This window comes from Njordella aestuarii (assembly GCF_056494165.1).
On record NZ_CM151397.1, the window covers coordinates 2,367,178 to 2,388,162 of the forward strand.

Sequence of the window (20,985 nt, forward strand, 5' to 3'; positions counted from 1 at the left end):
CATTGCTGGGTGTCGGCGATTCATCTAACTCAACGAAAAAAGGTTTACAATGGCTGCTCCCTACTGGCGAATGAGCGATCCAGAATTGACGATCTGGTCGCATAACTTTTCTCAAGCTCTATCGGCGACTCCGACCGAATTCGGTATCACCGCTGCACAAGCGGCCGACTACGCGACGCTGAGCACCGCTTTCGATACCGCCGTGAACACTTGGCGTAACAACGCGACGCGCACTCCGGTGACGTCGGCAAATAAGAAGGCGGCTCGCGAGAACCTATTGGCTATGGCTAAGTATCTGGTCAATAGCATTAACAGCAATCCAGCGACCACGGACGCTCAACGGGATCAACTGGGGATTCCGATTCGCAAGAAAGCGTCGCCAATTCCCGCTCCAACTACCGCTCCCATTGTGGATGTGATGAGCGTGAATGGCCGTGTGGTGACTTTGGGCTTGCATGCGACGGAAGCTTCGAAGCGCGGGAAGCCTGCGGGGGTGAAGGGGGCGAGCGTCTTTACGTTTATCGGCGAACAAGCTCCGGTCGATTCGACGTTGTGGAAGTTTGAGGGGTTGGTGACGAAGACGAAGTTCGAGGTAAATTTTGGAGATGCGAGCGTAGCTAATACGGCTTGGGTGACGGTGAACTGGTTCAATGAACGTGGCGAAGCTGGCGTGGGATGCTCGCCGGTGAGTATCAATTTGCCTGCGAGCATCGTGATGCCTCAGGTGAAGCTAATCAAGCTTGCTGCATAATGTTAGGACGATCGAGTATGGGGATCTTTGAAGGGCCGTTGCAATTTGCAATGGCCCTTGTTTGTTTGTAGTCCCGGCTTCAGCCGGTCTTTTGGGTTGCGCGTGGTTCCGCCTGAAGGCGGTACTACGAACCGCTTGTAGTCCCGGCTTCAGCCGGTCTTTTTGGGATGCGCTTGATTCCGCCTGAAGGCGGTACTACGAACGGCGGTACTACGAACAGGTGGTACTACGAACAGGTGGTACTACGAACAGGTGAGACTACTAATTTGTGTATCAATACACGTCCCAGCTGTCGCCGTAGTTGAGGACTGGATACTCACGCCACAGTTCGACAAGCCAATCGCGACCTTTGTTCTCTAAATACCAGTGGTAACTGGTATAGGCCCAATCGCCCCATCGGTCTACGTAACCGTGCTTTACCGGGTTGTTGTGGATATAATTCAACGTCGTAAAGTAATGCCGCTCGCTTCGCATGACCCGGTCAGAACATCGGTACCAAACTTGGCGTCCCTCCTCGTTGTCTTCCTTGTTGAGCTCAAATGATGTGCGTCCGTGGAGTTGCCCTTGAGCTCTAGCGAATGACTTAATGTCAGGGATTTTGACGAGAACATGATAGTGATTTGGTAGCACGACCCATGCGGCGATGTCAAGCGACTGCTGCCTGAGATGGCTTAGCAGTTGGACCTCGAACCATTGCAAACGGTTGGGCGAGTTCAAGATCGACTTGTGCTCGAAGCATGCTCCTGTGACGATTCGATAGGCGTCTGGCACGGGAATATGAGGCGGGCTGTGTAAAGGGAAACCATGCGCAATTCGCTCGTTGATAGCGGCCGCTTGTTTTTCTCGGTTCCATTTACGATAGTCGTACATCATGGTTGGATTCGGCTGAAGCCGGCCTGTTGTTGATGTTGCGCTTGGTTCCGCCTGAAGGCGGTACTACGAACTGCTTGTAGTCCCGGCTTCAGCCGGTCTTATTTTGTTGCGCTTGGTTCCGCCTGAAGGCGGTACTTCGAACTGCTTGTAGTTCCGGCTTCAGCCGGTCTTATTTTGTTGCGCTTGGTTCCGCCTGAAGGCGGTACTACGAACGTTGCGCTTGGTTCCGCCTGAAACTGCACATCGACATATCAACCGAGCAAAGAGTCGGTCGAACGACCGACGCAACTCGCATCGGCCCTTTCTGTTGGCCTCAAGTGACGTATCAAAAGCGAATATCCCAAATTGCCTGTCATATTATCCGAATCCCTGCGTGAGCAGCGGATGAAATGGCAGTGAAATATGACTGCTCGGTTGGCTCGAGCGCAGCGCGGCGATTTCAGCACAATAGATGGCAAGCTGAACCCCGCGAATGATCCTTCCAGCGTGTTGATATGAGATTATCCGCGCTAGCTGCGGAAAATACGATAACAGCGCGTTGACTGCGTAATACTAGACGCTTACGCTGTAGTTGAGGAAAGCGCAGTTGTATAGCCTGATATGACGCGAAAGCTGCGTGCAAAGTGTAGTTCGTCCGTTTCAAGTCCAACTCTAACACGCGAGATCTTTATGCACCATTTTCTTCATCTTGCCACCGTTATTCTCGGCTTGGCAGGGCTCGCAAGTTCGGCCAATGCCGATTTGGTCAAAATACTTAGTTCAACAAAAGCCGCCGGAATAGGACTGACCAACGGCGCCGACAACGACCTGAACTCCTTCTACCTTAGCGCAGGGTTTACCTCGTCATTGTTCAACGGCACGGTCACCGATACTTCGCTTGCGGGCGCGAGCCTTTTCGTCGCAATGCTGCCCGACGACGACTTTGCGACCAGCGAAATCACCGCAATGAACAACTTCCTATCGACCGGCGGGCGAATTATGTTCATGGGTGAGGCGAACAGTTTTGCACCGGCGGAAAACGCCCGTATCAATTTTGCGCTTTCCCAACTTGGGAGTGGGCTTTCGCTAGGTTCAGTGTCGTTAGACACCCCAGGACTGCGGAATACAACCTCCGCCCAAATCTCTGCTCATCCTTTGAACAATGGAATTGTTCAGCCTATCAACTACGGAAACGTCAATGCGATAGTCGGGACTTCTGGAAGTGTCTTGTTTACAGCAGAGCAACTCGCGGGTGCGGCGTGGGGCCGAGTGGAATCAATTAATGGTGGGGAAATTGTTTTGCTAGCCGACACGAATATGATTAGCAACATCGAGTTTCCATCACTCAATGACAATCATGTGTTTTTCGCCAATGTGGCTACCGCCACAGCGGTTCCCGAACCCTCGTCATTAATCATGTTGGGTATTGCGGCATCTAGCTTCTTGCTTTCGAAGCGAACAAGGCGAAAATCGAATCAACTAACCAAGATGTAAACAAAAACCTCGCATTTCTGCACCTTCGCTAGACGCTTATTCAGACGGCGGATAACCATCGCATGCAACGGAGGCGGGTGGCTCGCTTTCTCGTCTGCTTGCAAGTCTTTCGCCCGTCCCCACTGATGCGTAGCGTTCGCCTATTGGGTTTAACTGCTATGACAACGGCAGGTAGTCATGTTAAGTCGCAGCGTACTTTGGGAATTCCTCTACACTGAAAAAACAATTGTAAGAACATGCTGACACAAGATATCTATGGAAGATATTGGAACCCAGGCTTACGGCTTGGCATCGTTTACGGCATCATTGCCGGGATTCTTTATGCTGTGCTAGACTACACTTTACATAATACGGAGACACCGGAACGATGGCTTCCCATGATCGCCGGTTTCTTGATTCTCGCGCCGATTGCTGCTGCGTCTCACGCCTACGCCGTCGGCCAACGCAGCCAGATCAAAGCTGAACGAGAAGAAAAAGCCAGCTGACCCGCGATGTCAACAGCGAGCGGCGAACATTTCAAGCTTGATTTCGAAACAGGCGAAGAAAGTGACCGTTGGCTATACCAAACCACAGGTCACGTCAGATTATTGAACAAGATGCAAACTCCATTGTACAAACTACTAGATACCGAACCTTTAACGAACTGATTGGCAGCGGTAGAAATGGGGTAACCAATCGATGCAACGGAGCGGAAATGACGTTCCGATTAGTTTATGAAATCAAGATCACTCTCGCCATTTCCGCCCGCTGATCGCCACCGTTATCTGCCTAAACAGAATCCGCGTATGCCATCAAAGTGGCGAACTGTCGTTTTTCCGCTAACTGCGGCTGTACTTGCGGCCATGATCGGCACGGGTTTTCCATTCTTTCCTGAATCTTCAGGCAGCTCGTATGACAAGTTTGTTCGTTTCGGATTTTGGTTTCGTCAAATGGCGGCAATGTCGTCAGCGATAATTTCCTCGACAGTCATTCTGTTGGTATGCAAACCTCAGATTGTTTGGCGTATGACAATCGCCTCTCATCTCCTTTGGGTTCAACCGATTTGGGGGTTCCATCACGATTTTTCATTCGGAATCTTTGGCTGGCTGGTAATGGGTGGTGAAGACGGATTTTCGATCTCGGCAAATATCCTGGGCTTGCCTCTGACGTTTGGAGTACATTATTTGCTTTGGCAACGCTGGAATAGTCAATCACTACTAGATCCGAAGCGGTCAAACATGTCGGCAGATAACAATGCGTTGAACACGAAGCCGCGGTAGCCGGGCGGTTTCGAAACTGATAATCGCCTGCCGCGGCTCGGTTAACGCGGCCGTTCGTCGAAAGAAGGATCGTGACGATGCGAAAGTCAATTTTTTGCCTGTGCATTGCATTTGCCATGGGATGCAGCCCTTCCGCCAAGACAAATAATGTTGCCGCACAAATAAACGCGAGTGAGGAAAAAGAACATAGCCGGTATTCGATGCGAGACTTGGCTAAGCATTACTATGAAGGTGATGGGATGGGGGACAACTTAGATTTGTATTTGGACGAAAGCGGAGACTTCATTGCGACACACCATGGTTGCGCGGGCCCAGTTTCTCGCCACCAAGGTAAATGGCAAATCAAAGAGGACAGCGTAGTTTTTTCGCCGCCGATTAACGAGGGTATGGTTGAATTGACAGTCGCAAAGGTAATCGAGTTTCGTGGCGCGCGTACCCTTCTCCGAGAACAGAATCAACCGTTTGTCGAAGAGTTTGGGGATCTGTTCACACTGTACCTGCGTTAAAGTGAACCCAAATGGCAATGTTCGATTCTTCGGCAGTGGGAACTTCCCAGCTTTCAATCAGATCCCAAAAACACTACTTACCTGCGGATTTCATTGGTACGCCATATCAGCATGCCAATATGTGAAAACCGTTGGTGCCATCGCCCGCAAGCTCGATGCAAATCGACCACTACCGAAGGATTACGCAAATAGCATTATCCCAGAGGTTGTTGCATTTCGGGATAAAGTCGCAGCTCACTTCGCTTGGACTACGGAAAACAATCGCGACAATGATGCAGAACGGCTTGTCAGTATTCTTCCGCCCCTTACATTCAATGATGATTCATTTTTTGTCGGTGACATGACCGTTGCCCTTCAGCGCGGTGGCCGGGCGAGCAGCTCCCATGAAGTACGGCCGTGGAGTTTGTGCAGGGTTCATGAGTCGCTTCGCAAACGATACTGGCCACAACCGGACAACGCGATCGAACCTTCGAATGCCGCAGAACAAAGCGATGCACCCAAGTCGCCGGTCGGCCGCGATTTTGAAACATAGTTTTTTGGCGGCGACTGGGTGATCGCCGTCGTTATCACGCTTGCTGTATGACAAAACCAAATCCATTCCGGAAACCTGCCATCTCGGAAAGCGAATCTGTTGCCTCACAATTTCCGTTTCTAAAAACGTTCTTTATTCTTCTTGGACTGCTTGCTTTCGTAAACGTAGTCTTGTTTATTTTCGGCTTCGCAAATGCAGGCTGGGAGGGAACGCAACCATCACCGTTCTGGCGGTTTGCTGGACGCGTTGCGACTGTTCTGCTCGCACCCTACTTTTTCTGTCGCGAGGTAATCGACAAGATTCCATTGCTCGGACAATATGACGACTTAATTGGATTCATCGCTGTGCCCATTGTGGAGACATTTTGTTTGACCCACTTCTTCCGATGGATGTACAATCGAAGAATACATCGCAACGTCAACGGAAAATGAATCACGTGATAACTATGCCGTGCACCGGAGCGGCGTCAGGGCGTTTCCTGATGGTTAGTTTTACTCTCGCCGCCCGGTGACGGCGGTCGACTATGAAGTCCTGGGTTTGCAAGTGGCGGGCGCCACTGTTTTTTGACGTTTCGTGTTTTACATAATAGTGCTTCCCGGTAGATGCCTTTGTTGGCGAGATTCGAAAGTGCAGGCTTAACGTAAGCTCTAACGATCTTTAGCAAGGATGGCTGATTAGGCGACTATTCGAGGTGCGAACACTCCTCACTCTGGTGTACCTGGGCGTTCCAGGTCGCTTTCCCTCAGTCAACTTTTAACGGTGCTGAGTCGATTGGATTGGTCTTGTCCTTGGTTTCGATCGTTGTGCTCGGCTAAACGGGCTCCGGTGAAGTGGTTAGTAACTTGGTCACTTAAAAAGGCTAATGGTTTAAAGGGCAGGCAAGGTTAATTCGTTCGTCGATGTCAACTTGCTTGGTGACGGCATCGAGTTGCGTAAGTTCTAGATCGTGCCAGGTCGACACTTGCGTGTTAAATATGCACTGTATTGTGAGATGAGCGGATTGGCCTGAAGAACCATAGCAACAAACAGCGTATCGACTTGCGCGTCACCAACCCGACTGAGCTCGCCTCGGTCGAAAGTTGATCGTAACCAGCTTAACGCATCACTGCACTTGCGGCACGACTGAGCTTGCCCCGGTCGAACGATGATCCAATCACTTCGGTTGGATCATCAATCCACCAAGTCAAGCTTGGTGGTGAAACAAACCGGATCGGTTGGTGCTGAGCAAAGCTTTGACTGGTCATGATCATAAATCCACCAAGACGAGCTTGGTGGTGACTTCAAAGCATTCGAAGTTGCACTTAATTCGACTTTGTGCTTTTTGAATAGCGTGGTAAGGTAAGTTCGCTCGGTGGCAGCGTTGAGAAACTGATGTTTCCGAGTTTCGGAGTCAAAAAAGCAGCACATGGTGTTGAACTTACCGAGGTCTAGAGCGAGAATTTTCATGGTGAATGTTCCTAGGGTTTGGGGTTGGAAGAATGTGAGCGAGGATGTTTCGAGCAACTCGCCATCACGGGCCCGAGTCGCCAGATTTTAATCAAATGACTCCCACCCCAAACCCAGGACTTACATAGATTCTTTACCCAGCACTTGACCATAGACACAATCCACATGAACCGAATCAGAGCCTTGTTTAGCCGCTCACATCTATGGCTCATCCTCGGATTGGTCCTATTCCTGTTCTCACACGGTAGTGTGACCATTCCAATGTTCTCGTGGTTTGCATTCGTGTTTTTGATTCGCTTCCACAGGACCAACTCTCGTCCGTCGCTCGCAATCGTGACGCTCTGGGTTGGGATGTCAGCCTGCCATGTCTTCATGTATGACGGATTGTTAGCTGTCAGCGGGCTATTGTTTTACGTTGCTTGTTTATTTGTTGGCGGAATCTGGGTTCTCCCGTTCGTTGTTGACAGGCTCCTCTACTGGAGGCTCGACGGTTATACGTCCACGTTTCTCTGGCCGCTGTTGATGGTAACGATCCATTTCTTCCTGGCCGCATACCTTCCGAGCCTTGCCCATTCTCAGATCGACAATTTGTCACTGATTCAAATCGTCTCCATCACTGGGATGGGCGGTCTTGTCTTCCTCATTTACTGGTTTGCAGGAACACTTAACCGAATCTGGGAATCAGGATTCGAGTGGACGTTGGCCAAAAGAGAAGGCGGTATCTTTCTCTCGGCGCTCATACTTACCGTAGTCTATGGCGACACGCGCTTAGCGTTTGCGAAGAGCCAGCCGGAGACCGTGCAAGTGGCCATGATCAATCTTCAGAGGAATCGCCTGGATAGTCTGGACAACTTTGATCCCGAAATCGTCAGGGAGCTTTTCGCTGCGAGCAAGAAGGCCGTGGCGGCGGATGCCAAGGTAATCGCATGGGCGGAAGCGAATGCCGCTATACCACTTTCTTATGAGGATGAACTGATCAAACTCGGGAAAGCATTCGCTAAGGAAAATCAGGTCTTTCTTTTCATGTCATTTCTCTCCTGCTCGACCCTGAGTCTGAACGAAAACAAAACCATCGGCATCGAGCCGAGCGGAGAAATCATTGTTGACTATTTGAAATCGAATACAGTCGCCTTCCTTGAGGCAGGCACAAAGCAGGGGGATGGAGAGCTCGCAACCGCAGACATAAACGGCATTCGGACTGGCCACGTCATTTGTTATGACGGGGATTTCTCGTCGTTCATACAGCAAGCAGGAAGGCGTGGTGTGGACATCCTATTCGTTCCCTCTTCTGATTGGCGGGGGATCAGGTTTTTTCATGCGGCTTCGGCGAGATTTCGGGCCGTTGAAAATGGCTGCTCCTTGGTGCGGCCGACTATGCAGGGCCTGTCAATCGCAACCGACCCCTATGGCCGAATGTTAGCGTACCACGATTACTATTCAAACACGCCGAGACTTTCGTTTGTTGGTGTCCCGTCGCACGGGGTGAGAACGGTGTACGCGATGTGTGGTGATCTATTTAGCATCATCTGCAGCGTCCTGTTTGTGGGTTTGATTGGCCTTGCTTACCTCAAAGGAGGTGCGACCCGAAGTGATAAGGACGCGGGGCCAAAAAGCAGCATCGCTGAATAATAATCGGTTCAACCGGAGCCGCGGGCCGCGCGGTTTCTGGAATCAACGTTGGTTGGCCGCGGCCCGGTTAACCGTAGCGTTCTGCAGAATTATGAAGCGTTTATTCTCACTGCTGCTCACGGCGCTCGGAATTCATTCTGGATGCTCAAAGCCGAACACTATGACCCCGGCGGAATTCACGCACTTCTATGCGGAAGCATTGAAAGAATTCAAACCTGGACTGAACGCAACAATAGTCGAGGAGTTACAGATCCGAGTCGTTGGGAATGAAGGATGGTCATTCACATCGTTTCTTGACAATGCGTACAATACCTATCGTCAGAACCCAGCCGGGAGAGATGAAATTGTTGAACGCTTTCTTGAATCGTTTATCGAAACTGCGACAAACAAATACGATGTCGTAGATCGAGAAAGAATCGTCCCGGTAATAAAAGATCGGCCTTGGCTTAACGAGGTTCGAGAATCTTTGGCCACGCGAGGATCGCAAACGCCAGCAGAGAAGGTCTACGAGACTTTTTCTGAAGATTTGGTAATCGTTTACGCCCAAGATTCTCCTGCGAGTATTCGCTATTTGACACCACAAGATTTAGAAACGGCGAAAATCGATCGTAGAGAATTACGGGACCTTGCATGCGAAAATCTAAAGCGGATTCTACCGAACATTGAGCGTCATGGAACAAATGAGCTTTACATGATTACTGCGGGCGGGGACTATGAAGCCAGCTTGTTGCTACTTGACTCAATTTGGAACGATCGTCAGATTGACGTCGACGGAGAGATCGTGGTTGCGATTCCGAGCCGTGACTTGCTGCTTGTTACGGGAACTCGGAACGCAACTGGCATAAACAAAATGCAAAAAATGGTTGACGAAACGTTGAAGAACGGTTCGTATACGTTAACGAATAAGCTTTTTGTCTATCGGGACGGAAACTTTACGGAGTTCAAAGACCATGCAGAACAAAACCATGCACCGAAGCCCGACTTGCATGGTTTTCCTGATGGACAGTAACTTGGTTCGGGCTCGGTGATGGTGGTCGTTCTGCCACGGAATTGATCTGGAATTGAAACTGCAAGCTGCAACAAAACGAGACCTGATGATCGCCGGTGCTGGAGTTCTCGCGACCACGTTTTTCGTCTCGTCGGATGGCGGCGGTCAAAATCCGATCTACGTGCTACTTTGGATGCTGCTTATCGCTCTTGTTGTCGGTGTCGTTTCGTTCGTCATCGCACGATTTGTATCGACTCTCGCACTCGCGGTCATCGCAACCGCCATCATTACGGACTTACTATTCATGATGTATTTCATGTACAGTATCGCTCGGCCAAACGCAGACCCACATGCAACAGAAGCATACTTGCTTATCCCAATCGTATTCACGATAGTTACTGCTCCGCTGGTAGGACTTTCATCGTTTGGAATCGGTCGGATTGCAAACCGCTATTTCCACACTCCGGCTCCTAGCCTCGACTCGCCCACAATGAAAGCAGAACAATGACATGCGTGGGAGCACGGCCTGCAGCGTTTCTCGCAATGGAAAATCAACTTTCCGTGCCCCGTGATGTCTGACGTTATCTGGATATGGATTTCGACATCACCCCATACGTTGACATTCGCAATGCATTGATGCCCGACGGTATTAAATGTGGAGTGAACGGTCGTCATCAGATCACAGTCTCCACACAGGATGGAGCCATGAGGCCTGACGCTGGCAATTCATTCTGGATAACGTTCGCGACCGGGGAATGGCACCTCTTCACTTGGAACTCGATTGGATATTTGATTCCAGAGAATTCAGATTTGGCAGATCTTTTTCGAACTTGCATGCAAATTGGAAGCAAAGCGATGTACGATGTGCCAGAACCGATCATTGAGGAATTCGGATTGATTCGTCTCGATCAAGTCGAAGCAAAACGTGTATTCGCTGAAATGAAAACGGCCAGATAACAATCCAATGCACGTCAGCGGCGGAAAACGTGCGGTTTGAACCGCGGCCAATCGCCCGCCGCGACGTGATTGGCAACGCTATTCGCTCGAATAAAAATGCATTGGCGCTTCTACGACGAACCTAGCATTGCATGTTTCACGACCCAGCATGTGCTCAATGGATCGCCGATCCTTCGGGTTTACCACGACTACGATGGCGACTGGCAGTTCTACGGAGACTCATCATGGGGCGTAAGAGGAAGCGGAGAGCGGTTGTTTGTAGTCATAACAAATTGGACAATTAGAGTGCTTTGGCGGGCTCATCATTCTGTATATTCCGGCAAAGGCAGTGCCCTGCATATTCTGGAAAACACAGTGCCCTGCATATCGTGGCAGCATATCACTTTTCAAGGGGGCTGCATATTCTGGGAAATTCCCTCATCAAGTTACAGAAATGCAGCGACTAGTTGACTTTGCGAGCCGATGCGTGCACGATATACAGACTCCTGCGAAATTATATGCAGGAGACTTTATACTACTTGTTCGTCCTTTCCGGAAATCTAGCCTGCGCTCACTGAACTACCAAATGACACGGGAATATGTTGAATACAATCCAATGGGAGTATCGCACTGAACGGTTCGACACCGACTTCGGCTTCTTTTCGGGGACTACTTTTGACACTAACGAAATGAACGAAATTCTCAATGCTCTTGGTCGTGACGGCTGGGAGCTCGTTAGTGTCTTTGACATCTCGAAGGTCAAAGGCGGTTCAAAGCACGTGATAGCCATATTCAAACGCCTACGGGCTACGTAGGCACCAATCTCGTTTCGCTTCAAATCGTCTGGCTGAAAAACAACGGACGAACCAAAAAATGCACCCGAGTTGCCGATCGGGCGTTTTCTGAAATCAAAATCTCTTGGCGGCAACCGGGTGATTTTAGGCGTTATGCGGACGATTCTCTAAAACTTGATTCAGATTGCGGAAGCTCTGCCTCTGCGTTTATCTCGTCTTCGATGTTCTTCGCTGTGACCTGCAACGACTTTTGAAAATCGTCCATTCGCTCCCATTCACATGGTAGATTCTGATGCTTTACGTAGTATCTCGCAATTTGTGCGGCTCGCTGCAAACCTGCAACGTAAGCCGCATAACAACGCGATGGACACGAAGCCCCATCAACGTCGCTTGGCACTTCCTTGGAATCACTCATAATTCAAACCTTTCTTATTGGGGCTCGGTCATCGCTACCGTTATCCGCGTCAAGTACCATGATGCTCAAAGTTAAACGTCCTGGAAACAATCATGTTCTCGCGACCTTTGATCCATGGATCGACTATCGATACCAATTGCCTGCAAATCACCAGATGCGAATGGGCATCGAATATGCTTGGTGCGGGCGTTGTGATTCTTTTGTAGAGATCGAAAAGCTTTGGGCCGAAACGGACATTATCGCCAACACGTCGAATCTTCTTTTGCTTGGTGTAACTTCGGTTGAAGATCATGGCGTTGAAAATGATAGACGCGACGCTGCCGTCGAATGGCTCCGAAATCGTACTGCCCGCCCACGGTGCCTTTCTTGCGAATCTCTGACTGCTACAATTCCCATTCCGTACGGCGTTGAGATTTCTCATCCGGGCGGAATCGGTATGATAATCCTAACTGGAGACGGATTCCTGGGCGGAGGTCCACCGTGCAACATGCCAAAATACTTTTCTCAGGACGGTCGAAGAATCGCGGATAACAAAAAAATGCACGCGAGTTGCGGGTCACGCGTTTCCTGATGGTAAGTCACTCGGCCGCAACCGCGTGATTTTGGTCGTTATCCGCTAAAAACCATGCTTGATTTGAACCACCCAGGTACGGCGCCAACATTTGCGGTTTCTGCTGCCGATGATGCCGTGCTATCAATCGCTAAGCGAATGACACTTGTAGCTACCGAAGCACGTGCGGGCCTATTACTCAATGCGATCGACCACTTAAACAAGATTCGGTCAATCACCAACGAATTCTGGAAAGGCAATTCGACGATGCTTGCTGCCGTAGATCAACTCGAAAATGATCTTCGAGGTCTCGCTGCGCAAATCTCGAACAACGACTTTCTGCATGACTGGCAGGGAAAGACATGTACTGTTTGCAGTTCCATAATAGGAGAACTTCCAGGGTATGCGGATATGGTATACTGCCGACAGTGCCTTTCCCAAATCGACGCTGGACGACATGCGGTCGATCGCGCCTACGGCCTTTGGTGCATATAGTAGCGGATAACAATCACGTGCACCGAAGTCGCGGATGGTGCTTTTTTGGAATGGAACTTCACCTTGCCGCGACTCGGTGACGTGTGGCGTTATTTGGAAGAAGTCGCATGACAGACTGGGAGGCGTTTGCTGAGGCTGTCCCCTGGTTCGTTGATGCTGGCTCGAACGTCAGCGTTTCGGACCAATATCGCGGTCTGCGACTTTCTCACACACTGAATTCACGATTTCCCGCCCTCTCGCGATTGCTGGCGAGTGCGGATGTAACGCCTGTCTCCATCAATGACGCTGCACACTACTTGCTTGCGTGGAATGGTACCGACGGCTATCGAATCGGCTGGCTGTGCTTTCCCCCAACACCAAACGGTGTGAACGATATCCATGAAGATCACAATGAGCTACTGAAATGCTTCGGTGGCATTGTGGAACGATTCAACGAACCGGAAGATACTTGGCTTCTCAACCACAATGACGTCCTGACTGAACGCGAGGCGGTGTGTGACGCGTCCATTCTCGATGACTATATGTGGGCGTTCGAGGACGCGGGGGTCAGTTTGCCAATTCGACCGACCGAGTTTCATTCGATTGCCCGCGAGGCAAATGGCAATACGACTTTTTGTCACCGAACCACTGGAAATGTAATTCTGTTTGCGCCAGATCATTCATTTGACTTCGTCACACCATTTGACGGCTGCCCCGAATACACCCTGTACACGATCGATGGCATCGCCGTATTTCGCGATTGGGTGGAGGCGGTAGCCTCGCAGTGGCTGACTCGAATTGAAGATTCCAAATAACCATGCGGTGAACGGGAGCCGCCGATGACGCGGGTTTTGAAATCATAGTTCTTTGGCGGCGGCCCCGTTACCGCTGTCGTTCGTCGCTCTGACATTCACAATAGAGCATGGCCAATCTCATCACCAACCGGCACAAGCGACAAGAGCAGGGGGAGCGGCCCACCGTTTTCACGAAGCGGCAGTCATCTCGGCGATTGCGAAGAAACTCACTTGATGACGCACTTGATGACAAAGACTTGTTGCCACATCGTCCGAAGAAACACGCGAATCGAAAGAAATCTGGGGTTTGTCCGATCTGCTTGGCGCGACTCGCCAAGAACTCCAAGAAAACGCGATACGAACATCGTTGCGAAACTTGCAGATCCCAACTCAAACCAGAAGTTCGCTGTACTTCCTGCGGAACATATCGCGTCTGGTCGGGACCCAGTGGACAACGCTGCAAGGGTTGTGGCAACGCAGTATAATGGCTGCTTGCATTCCCGGAAAACGCGACGAACATCTACATGGCCTTTGGAGTCAAGTAGTACGTACGGGTAGACACGGTAAAAGTTTGCCATTTTTTTGTAGCTTGGTTTCGTGAGTTCCCTTTCGCCTTCGCCCTTCACTCACAGTTGCGTTGGTGAAGGGCGAAGGCGAAAGGGAACGGACCAACTCGAATCAATTCCGAATTTTCTATCACTCAGATCGAAACGGTTGTTCTTGTTCCCTTTTGTCGAGCTCGGAGCTTGCACTCTGTCACCCGACCCCTTTGGCTACGGTACTGGCTTGGCTTTTCCTGGGGGGAGGCCACTCGCGGGCCGAGCTGATGCTAGCGGTTGTCTTGCGCGTTTCCTTGTCGCTGAACTGCCCGCTCGCCGGAGCGAGTCGGACCACGTGCTTCCCAGCAAGGCGGTTGCGTTCAAACATCTACCGGTGCTCTGCCAAACAACGCTGTGAAGCATTGCTCGGTGTCGGTCTGCGGCTGCTCCGAGGAGCTTACCACATTTCAATTGACCGACCGCATAGAAACTCATTCTGACCTGCTCGCTGCTATTCAATAGGGTTGGCTTTCCGGCCACGCGCGCTCTTTATGAGTCACGCAGACGCGGTTCCAGTTCGGGTTCAGCTAGTCGCTCAGGTGCAACATTTGCCTCAGTTCGGTGGAGTACTCCTGGTCTTCTGGATGGTTCTACTGGTTGGTTCTCTTCTGTAAGCAAAACGCTTCGCCAAGCCTCCAATCAATGCGCGTAAGCTCGAAACATGCGTCCGAGGAAAGCCTTTCAGGTCAGGCGGCTCCTCAGGGAGCCTCTGCCTACAACGACGGGTTCTTTCGCAGCTCTCTTAAAACGGCTCTGTTTCCTAGTGGCTTAGTTCGCCGGCCTGGCTAGCTTGGCGAAGCGAGTTCTCTTGTGTGTTAGGTTCCTATAATTAAGGTGGTGTGTAAAACAAAGCTGCTTCGTCGATTTTTAGCTGAGTAAGCGGTTGAGGTCGAAGACTTGACGACGTCTAAGCATAAAGTAGACGGCCCGACCAAGCTTGACGGCCAAGATCGAGTTGGCTCGAGCCACTCCGTGCTTGCGTTCGATTCGCTGGCAGAAGGCTTTCACTTCTGGCGACTGGCGTTTGATCAGTGGTACGATTTCGCTGAACGCCCATTTGAGATATGCGTTGCCAATCTTGCGACCGGGCGAACCGTAGTTCTTGCCTGCCGACGTATGCTGACCGCGAACCAGCCGAGCATAGGAGAGGAATTGACCGACTTCACCAAAGCGTCGGATGTTGTGGATCTCGTAGAGGATCGTCATCGCGATAATGCGTCCAACGCCGGGGATCGTCTGTAGCAAGAAGAAGTTGTTAGGGTCGTGAACTTTGGCAGACCGCTCGAGGAAGACTTCCAGGCGTTTGATGTGTTGATCGTAGTCGTGAAGCAGTCCTAGGTCGGTTTCGACGGAGAAGTGCAGTGAGGGATCGGTGAAGGCATCGGCGACTCCGGCGCGGTTACTTGCATACTGGAGCTTTTTGGTCGGTGGCAAGTTGGCTTGATGATGCAGGTGGGTTAAGTGCGTGAGCGTTTCGCCTCGGCGGCGTACCAGATGCATGCGTCGCCGCAGCAGATCACGAGTGCTGCGCCAGGCGGCGGGATAAGCGTAGGCGACGGCAAAGTTTCCACCGCGAAGCAGGTAGGCGAGTTTTTCGGAATCGATCGCATCGTTTTTGACTTTGCCGGCATGGATAGCGCGTAGATAGAGGGCGTGGCCCAGTACAAAATGGATGCGTTGAGCTTCGCACAGGTCGCAGAGCCAGTACCAGTTGAAGGTCGATTCGCATCCGATGACGAGGTTGGAGCGAAAGGGCAGTAGTTTTTCGAGGAAGGTGGCGGTATCGCGGGTATGGAAGTTCGCGTGGAGTCGTTTTTCTCCTTGGGAATCGACGACGCAGGCGTACATACTGTTGGCGTGTAGGTCGATTCCGCAGTAGAATTGATGCTGATTTTGATAGAATTTCATCGTGCGTGTCTTCTTGGGTTGAGGGTGAAACAGTTTTAGCCAGCGATAGATTTCGCATTGGAGTGTAAGCTCCATTGACGAATGTTTTACAGCTCCGACTGTAATGGAAAAACTGCCTCACCCAAGGAGGCCATGATGAGTATCAATCCGATGAACCCAAGCGGCGGATCGGGCGTTTCCTGAAATCAACATTTTTTTGGCCGCCGCTGGGTTATCGGTGGCGTTATGCGTCAGGAGAGCATCGCTGATCACCTCAGACGACCCAGAATACCGAGCTACAAAGCGCATCAAGCAGGGCAAGGCTCAACTCGCACCACCGTTCGATGAGCTCGCGGCTTGGATTTCAACGACTTGGCATGTCACCGTTTTGAACGTGATTTACGACGGTGCAAACGACCTTCACGCACCTCGACTGCAAGTGATTCTCGAGCATCATCAAGACGCCCAGTCGTTTCGTGACGGATACAATTTCGACCAACGGAAACAGTCCGCAATTGCTGCAAAGTTTTTGGAGATCATTAACCGGCAACCATCGCATGGATTCGATGTCGCCCGCATTTTCGTAGTTTTCTCAGCCTTCGCGCCAATCGCAAAGGAAGAAGCTGACGGCAAGTTATCCGAACATGACATCGAGTCATTGAAGAATCGAATTGCAAATCCTGATCTATGGGTGATTTCTCGGTGCTTTGGTCATGTCACATTCATGTTCTACACCGACGAGCAGGCAAAATCACACGAGGCGATGGGCAAAAAGGAGGCCTACGCCCGGATGTACTTTGATATTCTCAAACCAAACGATGACTTTGGCTATTTGGTCGAGCGCGAGTTCACAGTCCGTTTTGATTCGAAGCAAAACTTCGATAAGAATTACCAAGGCAATTGGTACTATTACTACAAATAAGGCATCGTTGCGTCAAAAAACCACGAGACGCATAACAAGGCGGTCAACCCGAGCGGCGGTTCGGGCGGATTCTAAAATCAAAATCACTCGGCCGCCGCCGGGTTACCTTTGGCGTTCTGCCACAAGAATACATGTCTGACGTTACGTGGGTCCTTGAGCCCGACATCTTTCCTGAAACACATGTTCCGATCCGAAACGCAATTCGTGATCGCGGGCATCGTCTCGTTGATTGGTCAGACGCTTGGTGGTCGGACGGCGTGCCATCGCGAGTACCGAATTCATCGGTCGTGTTTCATGGCTCGCTCGGCAATGCTTCTCGAATCACCAACGAGCTTAAATGGACTCCGGGATCATTTTGCCCTGTTGACGGATTTCGTTGCTCATCATGGTATGAATCTGCCCGACAATGGCTCGTCCACAGGGATTGGCACATCTGCGCCGCCAATGAACTGGTCGCTGACGCCTCAGCGATCGCAGCTCAACTTGGCGCGACTGATCGCATTTTCGTGCGCCCTGACAGCCCGCTTAAACCTTTCAGTGGTCGGGTTGTCGATGTCGGTTCGCTGACCCTGGCCAAACTCGATCATGGCTTCTATTACGATGATGATTCGATACCTGTGATTGCTGCCCCCATCCAGAAAATCGGCCACGAATGGCGCTTCGTAATCGTGAACCGTTCGGTCGTCGCTGGCTCTGCTTATGATCCACAAACTCGCAAACCACTTGCTGCTCCATTGGATTCGGCGGCGGCGGTATTTGCGTCAACGGTCGCATCTGCGATTCCAGCCCCGGAAATTGTCTATGTTCTCGATGTTTGCGAATGCAATGATCAACTTCGCCTATTGGAATTGAATCCGTTTGGCGGTGCTGATCTTTATGCTTGCGATGCAATTGCGATAATCGACGCCGTATCGGCAATCGCCGCCACAGCGTAAAAATGGCAGAACAAAGCGTTGGACACGGAGCCGCGGATCGGGCGGCTTTGCAATGGATACTTTACCCGCCGCGGCCCGGTCAACGCGGTCGTTATTTGCACCAGACAGGATTCTCACGTGGTCTTTCCCGCACATCTATTGAAGCCGAATGGCGGCGAGATTTACTGCCACATTTTCGAGAACCAGCATACTGGCGTTGCGCGTGACGCTTACTGGTCAATCACCGTTGACTTCGCGCCGATCGTCTACGGCAAAGATAAATTTCGCTGCAATGCGATGGTCGAGTGGCTTCAATTGACCAAACGCGACTTTCGCGCACTTGCCGAATACAGAATCGTGTTACCTGACGGTTCCCAGGCTGAAGCGTCATTTTATATCACCGAACATGACAACGCATCGTCGACTTCACTGACGCTGAACTACCTCGGCGACGATCGTTTCCACGTTGATCTTGAAATGATTGTTGACTTCCACGGATACGCTGGCGGCGATGCAAACCCTGCACTGCGTGTGGTCGCATCCACCGAGCTACAATACACGGGTCTGATTGTCGTGCCTGGAAACCTTGACCCGAAACCAGAGGATGAAGCGGGAGTAATTGCCGCGGCATCGCAATTCGTTGAATTGGCGAGTTACGATCCTCCCTTAAAACAACGGTTCCGCTACCTTTTTCGTCCGCAAAACCGCAAATAACAATCGCATGCAACGGAGCCGGCGGTCGGGCCGGTTTTGAAATCAACGCGTTTCGCGCCGGCCCGCTGATGCGTGTCGTTAGCACTTGAAGACAGAACGCGTTCGTGGTTGATGCATTTGCTTCTTGGCTGGCGGTCGTTGTGAACCGACGGGTATGAATCGCACTTTGAAACCACGGAAGACACGGATCCACACGGAACAGTTGCGCGTGACGGGGCGGCTCTGGAAAGGTGTGGCCGCTGTGAGTGATTTCGCAAGCGGGATTTGAAGTCGTATCTGGCTGAACCACAGAACAAGTCCTGCGTTCTGAGGAGTCGAGAGCAATCGCAAGCGTTCTTTGCCGCCTGACACTGGACTCCAGGGCGAACCCTGAAATTGTTGAGCCCAATCGTATTTGGTCGGCAAACCGTGGAACATGCGGTTGAGAATTGTTCGCCCGTACGGTACTCTGACGCTTGATCACACTTTCGAAAGCTGACGTCAATCGCAGTTGCGCTTGAAGCAGTACTCGGCAAAGGCGTGCTAACAAAAGGTTGAACCGGAGTTGCCGTGCACGGTTTCACACATGGCAAGTTGACTGGCGGCAACCCGGTTAACCTAGTCGTTCGTGTCGAAGGCGCTGGCTAAATGTTGCGACAGATTTTACTTTTGACGATTATTACGTTTAGCTCATACTTCTTATCGGCGTCGCATTCGAGTGGCCAAGAAGCTCTTTCACAACTCAATCCTAAATTAGCTGATCAATTGGTTAGCAGACTTGGCAAACCAGACGCTGTTCATAAATGGAATGGTACGGCCTTCGACTATAAACTCGATGATGGTCGAATTTTCACGGTCTCGATCGCCGAGGATGAAACTGTTTGGGCGGGGATGAAGACCGACCTGAAGGCGTACGTTGGAAAAGAAATTACTCTAGCTGGTGTTTACATGGGCCCAGGAAAAGCAGCTAACTACATCTACACCAATGACGCACAATCGGTTTACGTCAATTTACTTGAAGACGGTGGCACTTTCCCAGAAAAAGTAGTTTATCGTGACCGAATATCTTTGACTGGTACACTGAGCTATTATGCAGGCTTTAGTTCAGAAAGCCCATTTAATGCGTCTTCACCTTCGTGTTATCATGTTGACAGCCCCACCGTCAGACTGCAATCCGCATCACAGTAGACACGAACCAATCGATGCACCCAAGCGGGCATGTGGTGCACTTTTTAGAATCACATCTCCCTTGGCCCGCTGGGTGATCGTGGATGTTCTGTGTGAAGGAAGAGGACACTTCTTGCGTAACGAAAAACCATCAGCCGCCAAATGGACGATCGCTCACTTGCTTGCACTGACCACGCTTGTGGCTGTTATTTGTGCGGGTTCACTTTGGCTTGGAAATGACTATGGTTTCTTGGCAACAATTCCGGCATTCCTGTCCGCGGTAGTTTTGGCCTCGACTCGCGGACGTACGGTGATGGGAGCTTGCATTGGCGCTGTCGTACTCGCTTTCCTTGCAGCAACTCTAATTGTCCAATTTGATCGAACGGATCCTCGCTTTCTGAAGGCGACAGTTTTACTTGGACTGTTTGGATCTGTGTTTGGCGCATCGATTCACTGCCTGAAGTTGAATCGGTACCTTCTAGGTTCTTCTGGACTTATCGTTGGTTTACTCTCGCTTTTTGTAATATCCATGATGGTTGTTCCTGGACAGCCCACAATGCGACCAAACTCGACCGTGCCCGCAACACAGAACAAAGGGTTGCAGACGAAGCCCTCGATCAGCCGTTTTGACTTGCGTTGAGTCAACTGCTCGGGCTCGCTGAACCCTAGCGTTCGTCGGGAAGAACATGAAGCGAAAACCTCCATTGGCCCCACTTACGATCAACAGCTTTCGAATAGCTGCGCCCATTCAACCTCCAAGCCATCGCAACTAACAAATGCTACGTCTAGCAATACTTGCAATCACGAAGCTGTTAGGAACGCTACTTTTTCTGAGCGGTCTTTATCTAATTCTGATATCATTGGCTTCTGGCAATATCTCTGACCGTCCTGTCCTCGTTGGATACGGCATTACAATCGGTGGGTGGATTTTGGCTGGATTAGGGGCAGCGATTTTTGGATACAGTCCAAAGAAAAAGCAACCTGAAGCAACAAGCGTTTGACCTGAACTTGTACAATCGACGAACAAAGCGATCGACGCGAAGGCCGCGAGCGGCCGTTAATGACTTGCGTTGAGTCAATTTACGCGGCCTCGGTCATCGCGGACGTTATGCGGACGATTCTCTAAAACTTGATTCAGATTGCGGAAGCTCTGCCTCTGCGTTTATCTCGTCTTCGATGTTCTTCGCTGTGACCTGCAACGACTTTTGAAAATCGTCCATTCGCTCCCATTCACATGGTAGATTCTGATGCTTTACGTAGTATCTCGCAATTTGTGCGGCTCGCTGCAAACCTGCAACGTAAGCCGCATAACAACGCGATGGACACGAAGCCCCATCAACGTCGCTTGGCACTTCCTTGGAATCACTCATAATTCAAACCTTT

Annotated in this window: 26 protein-coding genes; 21 read left to right on the top strand and 5 right to left on the bottom strand. The window is 50.8% G+C overall.

Translation table 11 applies throughout. The features are described 5' to 3' along the window. Positions 1-49 precede the first annotated feature (49 nt). Positions 50-751, top strand: a complete 702-nt coding sequence (locus SH451x_RS09150) for a hypothetical protein (protein WP_479362149.1) — start codon at positions 50-52, stop codon at positions 749-751. A 273-nt stretch (positions 752-1,024) separates the two neighbouring features. Here SH451x_RS09150 and SH451x_RS09155 read toward each other — a convergent pair whose 3' ends face one another. Beyond that, a complete protein-coding gene (locus SH451x_RS09155) occupies positions 1,025-1,624 on the bottom strand; it encodes an REP-associated tyrosine transposase (RefSeq protein WP_479362150.1) in 600 nt (199 codons plus the stop codon). Positions 1,625-2,293: 669 nt separating this feature from the next. Between SH451x_RS09155 and SH451x_RS09160 the strand changes: the two genes are divergently transcribed. The 6 genes from SH451x_RS09160 to SH451x_RS09185 all read left to right on the top strand — a co-directional run bounded on the left by SH451x_RS09160 (position 2,294) and on the right by SH451x_RS09185 (position 5,825). Then, a complete protein-coding gene (locus tag SH451x_RS09160; protein ID WP_479362151.1) occupies positions 2,294-3,097 on the top strand; it encodes a PEP-CTERM sorting domain-containing protein in 804 nt (267 codons plus the stop codon). 236 nt (positions 3,098-3,333) lie between these two features. Further along, positions 3,334-3,582 carry a hypothetical protein gene (locus SH451x_RS09165; protein WP_479362152.1) on the top strand — a complete coding sequence of 83 codons (249 nt, stop codon included), beginning with the start codon at positions 3,334-3,336 and terminating at the stop codon, positions 3,580-3,582. Positions 3,583-3,810: 228 nt separating this feature from the next. Beyond that, the gene (locus SH451x_RS09170; protein ID WP_479362153.1) at positions 3,811-4,356 is read left to right on the top strand and encodes a hypothetical protein; all 546 of its coding nucleotides are present in this window, start codon (positions 3,811-3,813) and stop codon (positions 4,354-4,356) included. A 77-nt stretch (positions 4,357-4,433) separates the two neighbouring features. Beyond that, positions 4,434-4,862 carry a hypothetical protein gene (locus SH451x_RS09175; protein WP_479362154.1) on the top strand — a complete coding sequence of 143 codons (429 nt, stop codon included), beginning with the start codon at positions 4,434-4,436 and terminating at the stop codon, positions 4,860-4,862. Positions 4,863-4,983: 121 nt separating this feature from the next. Next, positions 4,984-5,394, top strand: coding sequence for a hypothetical protein (locus SH451x_RS09180; RefSeq protein WP_479362155.1), 411 nt, complete (start codon positions 4,984-4,986; stop codon positions 5,392-5,394). A 47-nt stretch (positions 5,395-5,441) separates the two neighbouring features. Continuing rightward, positions 5,442-5,825, top strand: coding sequence for a hypothetical protein (locus tag SH451x_RS09185; RefSeq protein ID WP_479362156.1), 384 nt, complete (start codon positions 5,442-5,444; stop codon positions 5,823-5,825). A 663-nt stretch (positions 5,826-6,488) separates the two neighbouring features. Here SH451x_RS09185 and SH451x_RS09190 read toward each other — a convergent pair. Next, positions 6,489-6,638 carry a hypothetical protein gene (locus SH451x_RS09190; protein WP_479362157.1) on the bottom strand — a complete coding sequence of 50 codons (150 nt, stop codon included), beginning with the start codon at positions 6,636-6,638 and terminating at the stop codon, positions 6,489-6,491. 367 nt (positions 6,639-7,005) lie between these two features. Here SH451x_RS09190 and SH451x_RS09195 point away from each other — a divergent pair, with 367 nt between their 5' ends. The 5 genes from SH451x_RS09195 to SH451x_RS09215 all read left to right on the top strand — a co-directional run bounded on the left by SH451x_RS09195 (position 7,006) and on the right by SH451x_RS09215 (position 11,208). After that, positions 7,006-8,469, top strand: coding sequence for a nitrilase-related carbon-nitrogen hydrolase (locus SH451x_RS09195; protein WP_479362158.1), 1,464 nt, complete (start codon positions 7,006-7,008; stop codon positions 8,467-8,469). A gap of 91 nt (positions 8,470-8,560) precedes the next feature. Further along, on the top strand, positions 8,561-9,478 hold the full coding sequence (locus SH451x_RS09200; RefSeq protein ID WP_479362159.1) for a DUF1444 family protein: 918 nt from the start codon (positions 8,561-8,563) through the stop codon (positions 9,476-9,478). A gap of 52 nt (positions 9,479-9,530) precedes the next feature. Next, positions 9,531-9,965 carry a hypothetical protein gene (locus SH451x_RS09205; protein WP_479362160.1) on the top strand — a complete coding sequence of 145 codons (435 nt, stop codon included), beginning with the start codon at positions 9,531-9,533 and terminating at the stop codon, positions 9,963-9,965. Positions 9,966-10,048: 83 nt separating this feature from the next. Next, entirely contained in the window at positions 10,049-10,414 is a 366-nt protein-coding gene (locus SH451x_RS09210) for a hypothetical protein (protein ID WP_479362161.1), read from the top strand. 578 nt (positions 10,415-10,992) lie between these two features. After that, positions 10,993-11,208, top strand: a complete 216-nt coding sequence (locus SH451x_RS09215; RefSeq protein ID WP_479362162.1) for a DUF4177 domain-containing protein — start codon at positions 10,993-10,995, stop codon at positions 11,206-11,208. Positions 11,209-11,338: 130 nt separating this feature from the next. Here the strand turns inward: SH451x_RS09215 and SH451x_RS09220 are convergent, their stop codons facing one another. Continuing rightward, a complete protein-coding gene (locus tag SH451x_RS09220) occupies positions 11,339-11,602 on the bottom strand; it encodes a hypothetical protein (protein ID WP_479362163.1) in 264 nt (87 codons plus the stop codon). Positions 11,603-11,660: 58 nt separating this feature from the next. Between SH451x_RS09220 and SH451x_RS09225 the strand changes: the two genes are divergently transcribed. From SH451x_RS09225 to SH451x_RS09235, 3 genes are all read left to right on the top strand, one after another. Continuing rightward, the gene (locus tag SH451x_RS09225) at positions 11,661-12,173 is read left to right on the top strand and encodes a hypothetical protein (RefSeq protein WP_479362164.1); all 513 of its coding nucleotides are present in this window, start codon (positions 11,661-11,663) and stop codon (positions 12,171-12,173) included. A 54-nt stretch (positions 12,174-12,227) separates the two neighbouring features. Then, positions 12,228-12,647 carry a hypothetical protein gene (locus SH451x_RS09230; RefSeq protein WP_479362165.1) on the top strand — a complete coding sequence of 140 codons (420 nt, stop codon included), beginning with the start codon at positions 12,228-12,230 and terminating at the stop codon, positions 12,645-12,647. 107 nt (positions 12,648-12,754) lie between these two features. Continuing rightward, entirely contained in the window at positions 12,755-13,441 is a 687-nt protein-coding gene (locus SH451x_RS09235; RefSeq protein ID WP_479362166.1) for a hypothetical protein, read from the top strand. A gap of 1,445 nt (positions 13,442-14,886) precedes the next feature. Here SH451x_RS09235 and SH451x_RS09240 read toward each other — a convergent pair. Further along, a complete protein-coding gene (locus tag SH451x_RS09240; protein ID WP_479362167.1) occupies positions 14,887-16,002 on the bottom strand; it encodes an IS110 family RNA-guided transposase in 1,116 nt (371 codons plus the stop codon). A gap of 142 nt (positions 16,003-16,144) precedes the next feature. On the opposite strand from SH451x_RS09240, the gene SH451x_RS09245 reads away from it, so the two are divergent. The 6 genes from SH451x_RS09245 (at position 16,145) to SH451x_RS09270 (ending at position 20,603) form a co-directional block, all read left to right on the top strand. Then, a complete protein-coding gene (locus SH451x_RS09245; protein WP_479362168.1) occupies positions 16,145-16,828 on the top strand; it encodes a hypothetical protein in 684 nt (227 codons plus the stop codon). A gap of 131 nt (positions 16,829-16,959) precedes the next feature. Continuing rightward, on the top strand, positions 16,960-17,763 hold the full coding sequence (locus SH451x_RS09250) for an ATP-grasp domain-containing protein (protein ID WP_479362169.1): 804 nt from the start codon (positions 16,960-16,962) through the stop codon (positions 17,761-17,763). A gap of 117 nt (positions 17,764-17,880) precedes the next feature. Beyond that, positions 17,881-18,456 (top strand): hypothetical protein, encoded by a 576-nt coding sequence (locus SH451x_RS09255; RefSeq protein WP_479362170.1) that lies wholly within the window; start codon positions 17,881-17,883, stop codon positions 18,454-18,456. A 627-nt stretch (positions 18,457-19,083) separates the two neighbouring features. Next, a complete protein-coding gene (locus tag SH451x_RS09260; protein ID WP_479362171.1) occupies positions 19,084-19,623 on the top strand; it encodes a hypothetical protein in 540 nt (179 codons plus the stop codon). Positions 19,624-19,735: 112 nt separating this feature from the next. Beyond that, the gene (locus SH451x_RS09265; protein ID WP_479362172.1) at positions 19,736-20,242 is read left to right on the top strand and encodes a hypothetical protein; all 507 of its coding nucleotides are present in this window, start codon (positions 19,736-19,738) and stop codon (positions 20,240-20,242) included. A 136-nt stretch (positions 20,243-20,378) separates the two neighbouring features. Then, the gene (locus SH451x_RS09270) at positions 20,379-20,603 is read left to right on the top strand and encodes a hypothetical protein (RefSeq protein WP_479362173.1); all 225 of its coding nucleotides are present in this window, start codon (positions 20,379-20,381) and stop codon (positions 20,601-20,603) included. Between the two features lie 105 nt (positions 20,604-20,708). Here SH451x_RS09270 and SH451x_RS09275 read toward each other — a convergent pair whose 3' ends face one another. Next, positions 20,709-20,972, bottom strand: a complete 264-nt coding sequence (locus SH451x_RS09275; protein WP_479362163.1) for a hypothetical protein — start codon at positions 20,970-20,972, stop codon at positions 20,709-20,711. Positions 20,973-20,985 lie beyond the last annotated feature (13 nt).

Coding starts and splice junctions, on each gene's coding strand:
- SH451x_RS09150 (WP_479362149.1), top strand. CDS start 50: ATGGCTGCTCCCTACTGGCGAATGAGCGATCCAGAATTGACGATCTGG.
- SH451x_RS09155 (WP_479362150.1), bottom strand. CDS start 1,624: ATGATGTACGACTATCGTAAATGGAACCGAGAAAAACAAGCGGCCGCT.
- SH451x_RS09160 (WP_479362151.1), top strand. CDS start 2,294: ATGCACCATTTTCTTCATCTTGCCACCGTTATTCTCGGCTTGGCAGGG.
- SH451x_RS09165 (WP_479362152.1), top strand. CDS start 3,334: ATGCTGACACAAGATATCTATGGAAGATATTGGAACCCAGGCTTACGG.
- SH451x_RS09170 (WP_479362153.1), top strand. CDS start 3,811: ATGAAATCAAGATCACTCTCGCCATTTCCGCCCGCTGATCGCCACCGT.
- SH451x_RS09175 (WP_479362154.1), top strand. CDS start 4,434: ATGCGAAAGTCAATTTTTTGCCTGTGCATTGCATTTGCCATGGGATGC.
- SH451x_RS09185 (WP_479362156.1), top strand. CDS start 5,442: ATGACAAAACCAAATCCATTCCGGAAACCTGCCATCTCGGAAAGCGAA.
- SH451x_RS09190 (WP_479362157.1), bottom strand. CDS start 6,638: ATGACCAGTCAAAGCTTTGCTCAGCACCAACCGATCCGGTTTGTTTCA.
- SH451x_RS09195 (WP_479362158.1), top strand. CDS start 7,006: ATGAACCGAATCAGAGCCTTGTTTAGCCGCTCACATCTATGGCTCATC.
- SH451x_RS09200 (WP_479362159.1), top strand. CDS start 8,561: ATGAAGCGTTTATTCTCACTGCTGCTCACGGCGCTCGGAATTCATTCT.
- SH451x_RS09210 (WP_479362161.1), top strand. CDS start 10,049: ATGGATTTCGACATCACCCCATACGTTGACATTCGCAATGCATTGATG.
- SH451x_RS09215 (WP_479362162.1), top strand. CDS start 10,993: ATGTTGAATACAATCCAATGGGAGTATCGCACTGAACGGTTCGACACC.
- SH451x_RS09220 (WP_479362163.1), bottom strand. CDS start 11,602: ATGAGTGATTCCAAGGAAGTGCCAAGCGACGTTGATGGGGCTTCGTGT.
- SH451x_RS09225 (WP_479362164.1), top strand. CDS start 11,661: ATGATGCTCAAAGTTAAACGTCCTGGAAACAATCATGTTCTCGCGACC.
- SH451x_RS09230 (WP_479362165.1), top strand. CDS start 12,228: ATGCTTGATTTGAACCACCCAGGTACGGCGCCAACATTTGCGGTTTCT.
- SH451x_RS09235 (WP_479362166.1), top strand. CDS start 12,755: ATGACAGACTGGGAGGCGTTTGCTGAGGCTGTCCCCTGGTTCGTTGAT.
- SH451x_RS09240 (WP_479362167.1), bottom strand. CDS start 16,002: ATGGAGCTTACACTCCAATGCGAAATCTATCGCTGGCTAAAACTGTTT.
- SH451x_RS09250 (WP_479362169.1), top strand. CDS start 16,960: ATGTCTGACGTTACGTGGGTCCTTGAGCCCGACATCTTTCCTGAAACA.
- SH451x_RS09260 (WP_479362171.1), top strand. CDS start 19,084: ATGTTGCGACAGATTTTACTTTTGACGATTATTACGTTTAGCTCATAC.
- SH451x_RS09270 (WP_479362173.1), top strand. CDS start 20,379: ATGCTACGTCTAGCAATACTTGCAATCACGAAGCTGTTAGGAACGCTA.
- SH451x_RS09275 (WP_479362163.1), bottom strand. CDS start 20,972: ATGAGTGATTCCAAGGAAGTGCCAAGCGACGTTGATGGGGCTTCGTGT.